This window comes from Micromonospora sp. NBC_00362 (assembly GCF_026342155.1).
In the GTDB taxonomy this organism is placed as follows: Bacteria; Actinomycetota; Actinomycetes; order Mycobacteriales; family Micromonosporaceae; genus Micromonospora; species Micromonospora hortensis.
Map to the genome: position 1 here is coordinate 1,365,603 of NZ_JAPENH010000001.1, position 12,368 is coordinate 1,377,970.

General features: G+C 72.3%; 13 protein-coding genes. 5 read left to right on the forward strand and 8 right to left on the reverse strand.

Annotation, left to right across the window (positions count from 1 at the left end):
- Positions 1–19: 19 nt before the first annotated feature.
- The 3 genes from OG992_RS06170 to OG992_RS06180 form a co-directional block, all read right to left on the reverse strand.
- Positions 20–724, reverse strand: coding sequence for an MSMEG_4193 family putative phosphomutase (locus OG992_RS06170; RefSeq protein WP_238682281.1), 705 nt, complete (start codon positions 722–724; stop codon positions 20–22).
- Positions 725–834: 110 nt separating this feature from the next.
- Complete coding sequence (locus OG992_RS06175) at positions 835–1,671, reverse strand: undecaprenyl-diphosphate phosphatase (RefSeq protein WP_238685853.1); 837 nt, start codon at positions 1,669–1,671, stop codon at positions 835–837.
- Positions 1,668–2,720: an LLM class F420-dependent oxidoreductase gene (locus tag OG992_RS06180; protein ID WP_238685854.1), complete on the reverse strand. Its 1,053-nt coding sequence runs from the start codon at positions 2,718–2,720 to the stop codon at positions 1,668–1,670. Before OG992_RS06180 ends, OG992_RS06175 begins: the two co-directional genes overlap by 4 nt.
- Positions 2,721–2,906: 186 nt before the next feature.
- On the opposite strand from OG992_RS06180, the gene OG992_RS06185 reads away from it, so the two are divergent.
- Entirely contained in the window at positions 2,907–3,878 is a 972-nt protein-coding gene (locus OG992_RS06185) for an aldo/keto reductase (protein WP_238685855.1), read from the forward strand.
- 85 nt (positions 3,879–3,963) lie between these two features.
- Here OG992_RS06185 and OG992_RS06190 read toward each other — a convergent pair whose 3' ends face one another.
- From OG992_RS06190 to OG992_RS06200, 3 genes are read right to left on the reverse strand one after another with little or no spacing between them, the layout of a single operon-like run.
- The gene (locus OG992_RS06190) at positions 3,964–4,869 is read right to left on the reverse strand and encodes a hypothetical protein (RefSeq protein WP_238685856.1); all 906 of its coding nucleotides are present in this window, start codon (positions 4,867–4,869) and stop codon (positions 3,964–3,966) included.
- Positions 4,870–4,882: 13 nt separating this feature from the next.
- Positions 4,883–5,944, reverse strand: a complete 1,062-nt coding sequence (locus tag OG992_RS06195; protein ID WP_238685857.1) for a WXG100 family type VII secretion target — start codon at positions 5,942–5,944, stop codon at positions 4,883–4,885.
- A complete protein-coding gene (locus tag OG992_RS06200; RefSeq protein ID WP_266302640.1) occupies positions 5,941–6,273 on the reverse strand; it encodes a hypothetical protein in 333 nt (110 codons plus the stop codon). The genes OG992_RS06195 and OG992_RS06200 overlap by 4 nt, the downstream gene beginning before the upstream one ends.
- A gap of 92 nt (positions 6,274–6,365) precedes the next feature.
- Here OG992_RS06200 and OG992_RS06205 point away from each other — a divergent pair, with 92 nt between their 5' ends.
- The 3 genes from OG992_RS06205 to OG992_RS06215 all read left to right on the forward strand — a co-directional run bounded on the left by OG992_RS06205 (position 6,366) and on the right by OG992_RS06215 (position 8,088).
- Entirely contained in the window at positions 6,366–6,785 is a 420-nt protein-coding gene (locus OG992_RS06205; RefSeq protein ID WP_266302641.1) for a YbaB/EbfC family nucleoid-associated protein, read from the forward strand.
- Positions 6,782–7,606, forward strand: a complete 825-nt coding sequence (locus tag OG992_RS06210; RefSeq protein WP_266302642.1) for an SseB family protein — start codon at positions 6,782–6,784, stop codon at positions 7,604–7,606. Before OG992_RS06205 ends, OG992_RS06210 begins: the two co-directional genes overlap by 4 nt.
- Positions 7,607–7,896: 290 nt before the next feature.
- Complete coding sequence (locus tag OG992_RS06215; protein WP_238685861.1) at positions 7,897–8,088, forward strand: DUF5703 family protein; 192 nt, start codon at positions 7,897–7,899, stop codon at positions 8,086–8,088.
- Between the two features lie 51 nt (positions 8,089–8,139).
- On the opposite strand, the gene OG992_RS06220 is transcribed toward OG992_RS06215, so the two are convergent.
- Both OG992_RS06220 and OG992_RS06225 read right to left on the reverse strand, forming a co-directional pair.
- Complete coding sequence (locus OG992_RS06220; protein WP_091408864.1) at positions 8,140–8,802, reverse strand: hypothetical protein; 663 nt, start codon at positions 8,800–8,802, stop codon at positions 8,140–8,142.
- Between the two features lie 57 nt (positions 8,803–8,859).
- Entirely contained in the window at positions 8,860–10,188 is a 1,329-nt protein-coding gene (locus OG992_RS06225) for a M20/M25/M40 family metallo-hydrolase (RefSeq protein ID WP_124854659.1), read from the reverse strand.
- A gap of 279 nt (positions 10,189–10,467) precedes the next feature.
- Here OG992_RS06225 and OG992_RS06230 point away from each other — a divergent pair, with 279 nt between their 5' ends.
- The gene (locus tag OG992_RS06230) at positions 10,468–12,318 is read left to right on the forward strand and encodes a hypothetical protein (RefSeq protein WP_266302643.1); all 1,851 of its coding nucleotides are present in this window, start codon (positions 10,468–10,470) and stop codon (positions 12,316–12,318) included.
- Positions 12,319–12,368 lie beyond the last annotated feature (50 nt).

The window sequence follows — 12,368 nt, forward strand, 5'->3', positions numbered from 1 at the left end:
GGAGGTGTCGTGACGCGCCTCACCGCGACGCACCCGCCCCACCACCGACTGCCGCGTCCGAGTCGGCCACGCGGTTCGCGCGCCGACGCCGCTTGGCCGGCGGCGGCACCAGCGCCGCCAGGTCACCACCGGTGTCGTTGAGTCGCACCAGAAAAGGACGCAACGGCGTGAACCGGATCGCCGTCACCGACGCCGGGTCGGCCACGATCCGCTGAAAGGCATCCAGGTGTACGCCGAGCGCGTCCGCCACGATGGCCTTGATCACATCGCCGTGGCTGCACGCCAACCAGACCGCCTCGGGCCCGTGCTCGGCGTTCACCCGGGCGTCCCAGGAACGCACCGCCGCCACGGCACGCGCCGCCATCGCCGCCATCGCCTCCCCACCAGGGAAGACCGCCGCGCTGGGGTGCTGCTGGACGACCGGCCAGAGCGGCTCCTTGGCGAGCTTCTTCAGCGGCTGACCCTCCCAGCTGCCGTAGTCGCACTCGATCAACCCGTCCTCGACGACCGGGGCGGCCTGCGGGAGCGCCAGCTCCAGCGTCTGCCGGCAGCGGATGAGCGGGCTGGTCACCACGGCGGCCAGCGGTACCGCCCGCAACCGCTCGCCGACCGCTGTGGCCTGGGCGCGCCCGGTGTCGTCCAACTCGACCGGTTGCCGACCGGCCAGGCCGCCGTCGGCGTTCGCCGTGGTTCGGCCGTGTCGCAGAAGAAGAAGGGTCGCCACGGGACCACCCTATGACCTGGGCACCGCGCCGGGCCGTCGTGGGCGGCGACCTGACGACTGCGGCCCCCGGCTCCGCCCGTGGGCGGAGCCGGGGGCCGGCGGCAGAGCGGTCAGGTGGCGTCGATGGTGCCGGTCAGCAGCAGCGCCAGGACCAGGGTGCCCAGCGCGACCCGGTACAGCACGAAGACGTACAGGGTGTGGTGGGCCACGTAGCGCAGCAGCCAGGCGATGGCCGCGTAGCCGATGCCGAAGGCGATGAGGGTGGCCACGATCGTCTGGGCCACGGTGGGCACCGACGTGCCCGGGGCGGACGGTTCGAAGACGTCCCCGAGGCTGAACACACCGGACATCACCACCGCCGGGATGGCCAGCAGGAACGAGTACCGTGCCGCCGCCTCGCGGGTCAGGTTGAGCAGCAGGCCGGCGGTGAGCGTGCCGCCGGAGCGGGACACCCCGGGGACCAGCGCCATCGCCTGGGCGAAGCCCATCACGATGCCGTCCTTCATCCGGAAGTTCTCCAGGGTGCGGGTCTGCCGCCCCCAGTACTCGGCGAACGCCAACACGAAGGCGAACACGATCAGCGTGGTCGCCACCACCCACAGGTTGCGCCCGGCGGTCTTGATCTGGTCCTTGAACACGAAACCGAACAGCCCGATCGGGATCGAGCCGACGATCACGTACCAGCCCATCCGGTAGTCGAGGCTGGAGCGGACCGACGTGTCCCGAATGCCCACGAGCCAGGTCCGGGTGATCCGCCAGATGTCCTTGGCGAAGTAGATCAGCACTGCCGCTTCGGTGCCGAGCTGGGTGACCGCGGTGAACGACGCGCCGGCGTCCCGGTCGAAGAAGATCGCCGAGGTGATCCGCAGATGCCCCGACGAGCTGACCGGAAGGAACTCGGTCAGTCCCTGGACGATGCCCAGGACGATGGCCTCGACCCAGGTCACTCGCCGACTCCCGAGAGGTCAAGAGCCTCGGCGACGGTACGCAGGGTCTGCACACCGCTGTCCCGGTCGGCCACGAAGAGGGTCACCGACAGCGTGGTGACGCCGGCCGCGGCGTACTCCCGCATCCGCTCGGCGATGCGCTCCTTCGGGCCGAGCAGCGAGGTGCGGTCGATGAACTCCATGGGTACGGCGGCTGCGGCGTCGCGCTGCCGCTTGGCCAGGTACAGGTCCTGCACCTCGCGGGCGGCGTCGCCGTAGCCCATCCGGGTGGCGAGCTGGTTGTAGAAGTTCTGCTGCCGGCTGCCCATGCCACCGACGTAGAGCGCGGCGTACCAGCGGACGAGTTCGGCGCAGGAGGCCACGTCGTCGCCGATCACCACGGGCACCGACGGCACCACGTCGAACCCGGCCAGCTCCTTGCCGACCTTGGCCCGCCCGGCTTGCACCGAGGCGAGTTGCTCCTCGGCGAACTCCGGGGCGTAGAACACGGCCAGCCAGCCGTCGGCGATCTCGCCGGCCAGCTCCAGGTTCTTCGGGCCGACAGCGGCCAGGTAGATCGGTATGTGCTCGCGGGGTGGGTGGAAGCCCAGCCGCAGGGCCTTGCCCGGGCCGTCCGGCAGCGGCAGCGTGTAGTGCTCGCCGTCGTACGCCACCTCCTTGCGGGCGATGGCCAGCTTGACGATGTCGACGAACTCGCGGGTCCGGGCGAGCGGCTTGGCGAAGCGCACGCCGTGCCAGCCCTCGGACACCTGCGGGCCGGAGACACCCAGGCCGAGCCGGAACCGGCCGCCGGAGAGCGCGTCGATCGTGGCGGCGGTCATGGCGGTGGCCGCCGGCGTACGGGCGGGAATCTGCATCACCGCGGCACCGACGTCGATCCGTTCGGTCTGGCCGGCCATCCAGGCGAGCATGCTGGGCGAGTCGGAGCCGTATGCCTCCGCCGCCCACACCACCGAATAGCCCAGCCGGTCCGCCTCCTGGGCCAGCGCCAGGTGGTCGGCCGGTGTGCTCCACGCCGTCTGGTATCCGAGACTGAGCCCGAGTCGCACTGGTCCTCCCCCATCCGTGGCACAGGTCGCCCCAGGTTACGCAATGCCGATAACGGACTCGATCACCGGCTCGACCCCTTTGATCCCCCCTCCATCGGGGCAGCCCGGGGCGGCGGAACCGGCAGAACCGGCAGAGATACGGGAGCGAGGATATCCGTGGCGGCAGGTTCGAAATAAGGTTCACCCATGCAACAGCGACCGCTCGGCCGAAGCGGGCTGGCGGTTTCCCGGCTCGCGCTCGGCACCATGACCTGGGGCCGGGACACCGACGCCGACGATGCGGCCGCTCAGCTGAAGAGTTACCTCGACGCGGGCGGCAACCTGATCGACACCGCCGACGTGTACGGCGACGGCGACGCCGAGTCGGTGATCGGCTCGCTGCTGGGCTCCCTCGTCCCCCGTGAGGAGCTGCTGATCGCCACCAAGGCCGGGTTGCGCCCGGGCAGTGGCCGACGTCGGGACGGCTCCCGGGGGCACCTGCTGCGCACGTTGGACGCGTCGCTGCGCCGGCTCGGCACCGACCACGTCGACCTGTTCCAGGTGCACGGGTACGACCCGGACACCCCCCTGGAGGAGACCCTGGCCGCCCTGGATCACGCGGTGGCCAGCGGCAAGGTCCGCTACGTCGGGGTGTCGAACTTCTCCGGTTGGCAGACCGCGCGGGCCGCCGCCTGGCAGACCGCCTGGCCGGGGCGGGCGCCGGTGGTCGCGTCCCAGGTGGAGTATTCGCTGCTGGAGCGGGGCGTGGAGCGGGAGGTGCTGCCCGCGTGCGACGCGCTCGGCCTCGGCGTGCTGCCCTGGTCGCCGCTGGGCCGGGGCGTGCTCACCGGCAAGTACCGGCACGGCCGTCCGGCCGATTCCCGGGCCGCGTCGCCGCACTTCGAACGGTTCGTCTCGACCTACCTGGAGCCGCGCTGCTCCAGCATCGTGGAGGCGGTGGCGACCGCGGCCGGTGGGCTGGGGGTGTCGCCGCTGGAGGTGGCGTTGGCCTGGATCCGGGACCGGCCCGGGGTGACCGCGCCGATCCTCGGCGCGCGGACGGTCGGGCAGTTGCTCGGCGCTCTCACAGTGGAGCGGATAACCCTGCCCGAGGAGATCACCACCGCGCTGGACGATGTCTCCGCGGTGCCGGTCGGCTACCCCGAACGCGACGGCTGACCGGCCGGCCGGGTCGCGGGTGGCCCCGCACGCCGGGATACGGCTGGCCCCGCATGCTCGGTCACGGCTGGCCCGGCGCGCCGGGTCATGGTTGAGGGCGCTGCCCGGGGAGGTCGTGGATCGCGGTCAGGAAGCGCGACTGGTCGTCGCGGAGCGCGGGCTGGGTGAGCCGGATCCACGAGCCGTCGTCGAAGACGATCGTGGACGTCAGCTGCACGAGCCCGGTCGCGCCGCGCTCCGAATCGACCCGGGCCACCCGGTCGCGTCGCACACTCCACAGCACCCGCGGCTGCCGTCGGTCGGGCCGGTCGGCGTCCGGACGAGGGCCCATCCGCAGCAGGTGCAGGTGGGTGTCGGTCACCGCCAGCGGGGTGCCGTTGTAACGCTCCAGAAAGAGCAGCAGGCTGCCGGCGAGGGTGGCGAGGTCGCCGCTGAAGACGAACCGGCGACGGTAGGCGATCTCGGCGAGTTGCTCGGCCAGCGGGCGGTACAGGCTGAGCCGGAACAGGGCGCGGAACGCCTCCTGCTCCTCGGTGAGCGGGATGGGATCCCGCTGCACCCGCTGGTGTGGTGGGGCCTGCTCCGGTTCGGCCGCCTCCGGCACACCGGTGGCGATGGCACCGGCCTCGCCGGGCAGCAGCAGCACGCCAGCGGCCAGCCGTACCGGCGTCAGCACCGCGTCCACCCAGACCACCGGGTTGACGATGTTGAGGAGCCCGAACAGCACCTTCGGGTCGAGGGAGTCGACGAACTCGTCGGCCATCACATCGGCGAGCTGCCGACCTGCCTTGTGGGTCTGCGGGACGCGGACCGGGCCGAGCCCCACATAGCGCAGCTCCTGCCCGGGCAGCAGCGGTGCGACGAGAGCGCGTTCGGGTTCGTCGCTGGTGCGGAACTCGTCGCGCAGCTCACGGGCCTTGTCCCGGGCGGCCCGCGCGCCGCCGAGCATCGCGTCGGTGAACCGACCGAGCCGGCCTCGCTCCCCTGACATCACGGGTTCCTCTCTACCGGCCCGCCGGCTGACCCGCCGGCGGCTGCCCGAAGACATTCTGGTCGATCCAGTCTGCCCCGCCCTGCACCGCCTGGTCGATCTGGTCGCCGACCTGTTCGCTACCGGGAACGGAAAGCCCACTGGTCAACGCGACAGTCCCCCAGGTGACACCGTGCACGACGGAGTTCGGCACGTTCCACGGCAGGTTCGTCGCCCAGTCCCGGGCGATCACCCGGGCCCCGTCGGCGACCCCGTGCGCCCGCAGCGCGGCGGCCCGTTCGAGGGCGCCCATGTCGAACGGGGCACCGGACTTGCCCAGCTTGTAGGTGCCCTTCGTGGGGTCGAAAATCTTGTGGAACCACTTGTCGGCCTTGCCGGCGGCGTGCCGCTTGTCGGCGTACTTCTTGCCGGTTCGCAGCTTGTCCTGCAACGTGACCAGCTTGTCGAGGTGTGCCTGCAGCTTGCGCAGGGCCAGCATGACCCGCTGGAGCAGGCGGATGACCTTCTGCAGGTGCGCCGCCAGTGGCCGGATGACCTTCAGCATCCGGGTGACGACGACCAGGGCCCTGGCCACTGTCACGCCCACGCCGACCGCCCAGGACGCCCCCATGGTCACCGGAGCCATCAGCAACGCCGTCACCAGCGTCACCAGGAGGAAGTTCACGAACTCCACGCAGAGGTCCACGAGCACGTCGTGCACGGTCAGCAGGCCGTCGGCGACACTGCGCAGGTATTCCGCGGTCGCGGCGAACTGCTCGGCGACGTCGAGGAGTTGTTGCTCCACCTCGGCCAACCGCTGGCCGTACGCCACACCGGACGGTGAGCGCCAGCCGGCCTGCGCGGACTCCCTGGCGCCGCGGTGCCCCTGGGCCAGGTCGCGCACCTGCGCGGCCAACGCGTCCCACTCGGCGGCCTTCGCGCGCAGCACGGCGGGCTCGCCGTCGACCATGTCGACGAGCTGGATCAGTGGCCAGGCAAGGGTCCGGCAGACACTGTCGACGGCGTCCTGCACCCCGGAGAGCGCGCTGTCCAGGCCGTTCCACAGTTGGACGGCGCTGCCGGCCGGACCGCTCATCCGGGCAGGCCCGACTGGATGGCCTTGAACCCGGCGTCGAGATCCCGTTCGTTGTGCTCGTACGCCTCGACAGTGTCGGCCAGCGCCGTGGCGACCCGGCCGAACGCGGCGTTCGCGGTGGCGAACAACTCCTTGCCGCCGGTGACCTGCTCGGCGTACTTGTCGCGGAGCATGTCGCTGGCGAACGGCAGGTGACCGAAGGCGTCCGACGGCACGTCGCCGGCCGAGACGATCTGCCGCTCCAGCGCGGCCAGCGAGCTGGTGACCTGCTTGGCGGCTGTCTCCAGTCGACGGACCGCCTGCACGTCGACATCGATATCCGGTGGCATGCCGTTCCTCCCCCATGAGTCGAGCGCACCGACGATACGATCTCCCGGCCGCCGGGCACCACCCGGTCGCACCATCCACGGGGAGGGATCTCATGACGGACCCGACGTCCGCGTTCGACGCGCTCGCCGGGCGGATCGCCGACATCGAGCGCCGGTTCGCGGGCCTCCGCGACGACCTGGCCGAGCTGTCCGGCACCGCTGTCGACGAGAGCGGGCTGGTCTCGGCGACCGTCGATGCCACCGGCGCGCTGACCGGCCTCACCCTCGCGCCCGCCGCCCTGCGCGTCGGCACGGAGGGGGTGGCCGAGCTGGTGCTCGACGCGTACCGGCGGGCTCGGGAGGTCGCCTCCGGGCACGTCGACGAGCACACCGAGGGGTTGGACGTCGCGCTCGGCGCGGGGCTCGGCGACCTGTTCGGGACGCCGGGGGACTTCTCGGCGCTGGGCCGGCTGGAGGAGACCGTGGCCCGGCTCGGGCGGCTGGACGACCGCCTGCCGGGCGCGCCGGCGTGACGTCGCCGTCGCCGACCTGGCCGGAGATCGCCGCTCGACTGCGGGACACCGTCGCCCGCTGCGACCGGGACACCGACCTAGAGCTCTCCACCGGCCCACGTGGGATCCGGCTGCTGGTGCGCCGCCGGGTGGTGCGGGTGATCTGCCCCGGCCACGACGAGGCACGCCTGGCCGCGCTCGGCTGGCACCGCCCGACCGGTGACGAGGGCTGGTGGTACGAGGCGGAGCGCACTCCGGAGCAGGTGCAGCGGCTCAGTGTGTTCGTGACCCGTACCGCCGCCGAGGTCTTGACCGACGAGCCGGGAAGGCTCTCCTGCCGGGCGCTGCCACCAGCCGCGCGGCCCAGAACGACCGCGCCGGCCACTCAGCCTGGACCAGCGGTGCCGGCCACTCAGCCTGGACCAGCGGTGCCGGCTACGCGACCTGGATCGGCGTCCGCCGTCGACGCGGAGCCGGCGGTGGTGGCGGTGCTCGCGGCGGCCGTCGGCCGGCGCGACCTGCCCGGCTACCTCGGAGCGCTGGCCGGCACCACGGTGTGCGTCCCCCTGGCCGGGGAGCCGACGCCGGACGCCGACTTCCCGTGGACGGTGGTCGGCGACGCGACCGGTGCGCCGCTGCTGCCAGTCTTTACCTCGCCGGGGGCGCTCGCCGCGTTCAGCGGAGACGGGGTGCCGTTCGTCGCGCTGCCCTGCGCGGAGCTGTTCGAGGACTGGCCGGACCCGTCCTGGGGGCTGGCGGTCGACCCGGGCAGCGCCCGAGCGGTCGCCCTGGCCGCCCCGGCCCTCGCCGCCCTGCTGACGGCCAACGCCCCCGCGGGCTGAGTTCGCGCCAAGGCGGGGCGACGACGAAGCGCACGGCACCCCCTCGTCGATCACGGAGGTGTGGTGAGCGACAAGGTCGCCGCAACAGGGCCAAATCAGGCACCAAAACTCCATGATCGACCCGACTGGGCCGGCATCTTCAGGATCTGCCCTCCCACCTGGGGCATCTCGGCGACCGAAACGCGAGATCGGCGCGACGGGGCACGGGGCGGCACGAACCGCCCGCGGTGGCGTCGTTGGTCACTCCGGAGGGGGTGGCGAACGGCCGCTGGGCTGGGCAGCATGGAGGCATGGACTACGAGTACGCGCCACTGCGGCTGCCGCCGAACGTCGACCGGTTGACCGCCACGGCGCAGTTGGCGATCCAGGCGGAGTTCTCCGGATGGGAGTTGGCCCGGGTGCGGCTGTACCGGGACGGCACGCGGCAGGTGGTGCTGCGTCGTCGGCGGGTCAACCAGCCGCAGCCGGGTCTGTCGTACTGACGACCGGGCGGTGCCGCCCAGGGCCGGAGTCGGCCTTGGGCGGCACCCGGCCTAGTGCTGGTGCCCGGCGTGGTCGTGGTCGTCGTCGAGCTCCAGGAACGGGTGCTCGTCGAGCCGACCGACCAGCCGGTCGTCGGCAGCCGGCTGGAACGGGCCGACCGCGTCGTCGTCGTCGAACGACTCAAGGTCGACCGGGGTGCCCACCTCGCTGACCATGACCACCCCGTCGAGCGGCTCCAACTCGGGGACGTCCAACGCGCCGAGCGAGCCGTCACCGCTCTGCAGCAGCTCCAGCACCGCCTCGCCCACGCCCTCCACCGGCGCCGGCTCGTCGTCTTCCGGGGTGCCTTCGCGGCGGGCAGCCTCGGCCACCCGCAGCAGCGCGGCGACGCTCGGCACCCGGTAGTCACGACGCTGACGCACCGAGATCACCCTGGGGTGCGGGTCGCTGGCCTCGGCGCCCTCGCCGCCGCCGAAACGCTCGTCGGCCTCGTCCGGGTCGATCGAGTCGACATCCCACGGCGTCACCTCGCCGAAGGCGTCGAGCAGCCGCTCGTCGTACGCGAAGGAGGCGTTGTTCAACGCCACGTACGCCTGCCAGACGTCGTCGTCGTCGACGCGGCCCTGCGCGGCGCGTACGGCGGCCAGGTGGTGGCGGGCCGCTTCGATCACCCGCTCGAGAGCGGCGTCCAGCTCACCATGCTGGTCGGTCATGTGGGGCAGTCCCTTCACGTTGGGAGGTTGCGCGCCGGCGGCCACCGCCGGACACGACTAGCAGGTGCGGAGGAACCGGTCGAGAACCCGCACGCCGAACTGTAGTCCGTCCACCGGAACGCGCTCGTCGATGCCGTGGAACAACGCCGAGAAGTTCAGGTCGGCGGGCAGCCGCAGCGGGGCGAACCCGAAACAGCGGATGCCGAGCTGCGAGAACGCCTTGGCGTCGGTGCCCCCGGAGAGCATGTAGGGGACGGGTCGCGCCCCCGGGTCCTCCGCGCGCAGGGCCGCCGACATGGCCTCGACCAGGTCACCGTCGAAGGTGGTCTCCAGCGCCGGCTGCCGCTGGACGTACTCGATCGCGATGTCCGGGCCGACCAGCTCGCGCAGCTGCCGCTCCAGCAGTTCGGACTGGCCAGGCAGGCTGCGGCAGTCGATGGTGGCGGTGGCCCGGCCGGGGATGACGTTGTCCTTGTAGCCGGCGCTCAACCGGGTCGGGTTGGCGGTGTTGCGGATGGTCGCGCCGATGATGTTGGCGATGGGGCCGAGCTTCGCGATGGCCGTCTCCGGGTCGTCCGGGTCCAACTCGATGCCGAGCAGGTCGGAGACCTCGGTCAGGAAGGCCCGCACGGTGTCGGTGACCACCACCGGGAAGCGGTGCCGACCGATCCGGGCGACCGCCTCGGCGAGCGCGGTGACGGCGTTGTCGTCGTGCATCATCGAGCCGTGGCCGGGGCGGCCCTTGGCGTGCAGCCGCAGCCAGTCGATGCCCTTCTCGGCGGTCTCGATGAGGTAGAGCCGCTGGCTGTCGTTGACCGAGTAGGAGAAGCCGCCGACCTCACCGATCGCCTCGGTGCAGCCGTCGAAGAGGCCCCGGTGGTTGTCCACCAGGAAGCGCGCGCCGTAGTCGCTGCCCGCCTCCTCATCGGCGGTGTACGCGAGCACGATGTCGCGCGGGGGCCGTACACCGGTGCGCTGCCAGTGCCGCACCACGGCGAGCACCATCGCGTCGAAGTCCTTCATGTCGATGGCGCCCCGGCCCCAGAGGTAGCCGTCGCGCAGCTCGCCGGAGAACGGGCCGACCGACCACTCGTCGGCGTCGGCGGGCACCACGTCCAGGTGGCCGTGCACCAGCAGCGCGCCCCGGCTCGGGTCGGTGCCCGGGATGCGGGCCACCACGTTCGCCCGGCCCGGCGCGGACTCGTGCAGGACGGACTCCACGCCCACCTCGGCGAGCTTCTCCGCCACGTACTCGGCCGCGCGGCGCTCGCCGACGCTGGTGTCGTTGTCACCGGTGTTGGTGGTGTCGATGCGCAGCAGGTCGCGGCAGAGGTCCACGACCTCTGCGGTGGGGTCGGGAAGGGCGGAGGCGGCATCGCTCGTCATCGCCTCTTCATACCAGCCCGAGGTGGTCGACGGGCCGGCGCACCGACGCGGACGGTCTGGCGCGGGTGTGCGGCCGGACCGGCGCGCCCGCGCCCCTCGGCTGACGCATCGACAGGTGTTCCCGGCCCCGCTCCGCGCGACCGCCTCGGACCTCAGTCGGAAACACGTCGCAAGAGCCGCCGTGTGGACCTCGGCTCAGCCACTGACGAACCGTACAGTCGAGGCTCTGGCGACGACTGGATGCGCCTGCCTCTCCGCCGCTCTACGCAGGGATGCGATGTGACAGAGTCCGCGCCGCGCCGCCCCCGAACCCACACCGTTCTCACCCGTGACCAGGCCCGGGCTGGCGTCCGAGGCCACCGCGTCGCGGTCACCGACGTCGGCGGCGCCACCCTCGTCGTCCGGTGCGACATCCCCCCGGGTGGCGCGTCCCGCCGGAGATCGCTCCGGCTGACCCGGGCGGCTCTCGAGAAGAAGCATCCGGGCCGCGACTGGCCGGACGAGCAACTGGTCCGGATCACAGTGCCCGACTGGCGGTGGCGCTACGCCCTGGCCGCGCTCTGCGTGCTGGCCGGCCTGATCGCGGAGGCGTGGCTGTACGCGTTCGCGCTGGCCCTGATCTGCGCGGCGCTGGCGGTCAGCGGCGCGCACGCCCGGTTGCACGACGTCGACCGGTTCGATCCGGCGGTGCGGCGCGGCTTCGCGGCCGCGCTGCGCGACAACCTGGCCGGCACCGCCCGACTGTACCTGTTGCCGCTGGGCGCGGTGCTCGCGTTGTACCTCGTGGCCGCGGCGGTGCTCGGATCGCTCATCGTTCCGACCGCGACGCAGGACACGATCCTGGCCACGCAGAACGTCCTGGACGACGCCGCCGACATGGTCGGCAAGCTGAAACTGCCCGAGTGGGGCCTGGCCCTCGTGCTGCTCGGGACGTGGCTGCTGACCTCCCTACTGACGGCGGCCGGCACTCCCGGTGCAGCGGGGGCTTGGCTCAACGGGATCGTCCGCGGCTACGGACGCTACAGCGGGCCGGCGGTTGCCACGGTTACCGCGCTGTCAGTGTTCACCCTGCTCACCGGCACCGTGGCCACCCTCCGTGGACGGGTAAAACTGGCCGCCGAGTGGACGACGGACGACTACCGGCACGCCGCCGCGGCGGTCGAGGAGCGGCTGGCCGGCCAGGTCCTCGACCAGGTGGTCCGCGCGCTGCGCGAGCAGTTGCCGACGGACTACCAGCAGGTGCTCGCCGGCACCGTCTCAGCCCAGGTGATCAGCGAGCTGGAGCGGATCCGGGCGGCCGACGGCGACCGGTCCCGCGACGACCCGGTCGTCGCCACCGAGGAGGATCGTGTCGCCCGCCGGGGCGGCCTGTCGGACCAGTCGGTCATCACCGTCTCCGGTGACGCCCCGGCGCTGCCGACTCCCGGCGATCTGACCGGCGAGGACGCCGAGACGGCGCGACGCTGGGCGGATACGGCGACGCCGGTCGCGGCGACCAGCGTCGCCACTGCCGGGGGCAAGGAAGTCCTCGTACAGATGCCGAAGGTCGCGACCGAACTGGCAGCGTGGAAGCGACTGGGCGATTGGGCCCAGGACCACCACCCGGCGGCCAAGCCACTGATCGACGCCGTCGCCGAAGCGTTCGATACCCAGGTGCAGGACCGGCTGCGAGCCCAGGTGCCGCCGCTCGTCAGGAAGATCTCGGCCCGGTCGGGCGAGTTGCAGGCGGCCATGAGCACGGCGGTCCGCGACCTCACGGCGACGATCGACATCCCCGCCATCGCCGGCCGGTACGCCGATCAGGCGCGGCAGGCCGTCACCGCCGCGCAGAACACCCTGTCGGCCCTCACGGCCAGGCGTCAGCAGTCGACGGCGCGGGCCGCTCTGCTCACCGAACTGCTCCAGGGGAACACCCACGAAAGGGCCCTCACGGACACCGCCAACGCGAGCGAGGCGGTGCGGCGCGCGGTCGTCGCGGATCTGCGTTCCACCATCGACACCACGACGGCGTCGCCCGATCTCCGTCGTGCGGCCGCCGTCACCCTGCACAACCTGTCGGGCCGCGGAGTCCGGGAGGTCACCGCCACCGACCTCGCCAAGGCGCTGCGGATCTGTGGCTGCGGCACCTGACCTTCCGTTGTTCCGGAAGGGACTTCCGGCGCCCGACCGAGCGCGCCACT

Bases quoted from the DNA above. Each gene is read 5' to 3' on its own strand.
- OG992_RS06185 (WP_238685855.1), top strand. From the start codon at position 2,907: ATGCAACAGCGACCGCTCGGCCGAAGCGGGCTGGCGGTTTCCCGGCTC.
- OG992_RS06190 (WP_238685856.1), bottom strand. From the start codon at position 4,869: ATGTCAGGGGAGCGAGGCCGGCTCGGTCGGTTCACCGACGCGATGCTC.
- OG992_RS06195 (WP_238685857.1), bottom strand. From the start codon at position 5,944: ATGAGCGGTCCGGCCGGCAGCGCCGTCCAACTGTGGAACGGCCTGGAC.
- OG992_RS06200 (WP_266302640.1), bottom strand. From the start codon at position 6,273: ATGCCACCGGATATCGATGTCGACGTGCAGGCGGTCCGTCGACTGGAG.
- OG992_RS06205 (WP_266302641.1), top strand. From the start codon at position 6,366: ATGACGGACCCGACGTCCGCGTTCGACGCGCTCGCCGGGCGGATCGCC.
- OG992_RS06215 (WP_238685861.1), top strand. From the start codon at position 7,897: ATGGACTACGAGTACGCGCCACTGCGGCTGCCGCCGAACGTCGACCGG.
- OG992_RS06220 (WP_091408864.1), bottom strand. From the start codon at position 8,802: ATGACCGACCAGCATGGTGAGCTGGACGCCGCTCTCGAGCGGGTGATC.
- OG992_RS06225 (WP_124854659.1), bottom strand. From the start codon at position 10,188: ATGACGAGCGATGCCGCCTCCGCCCTTCCCGACCCCACCGCAGAGGTC.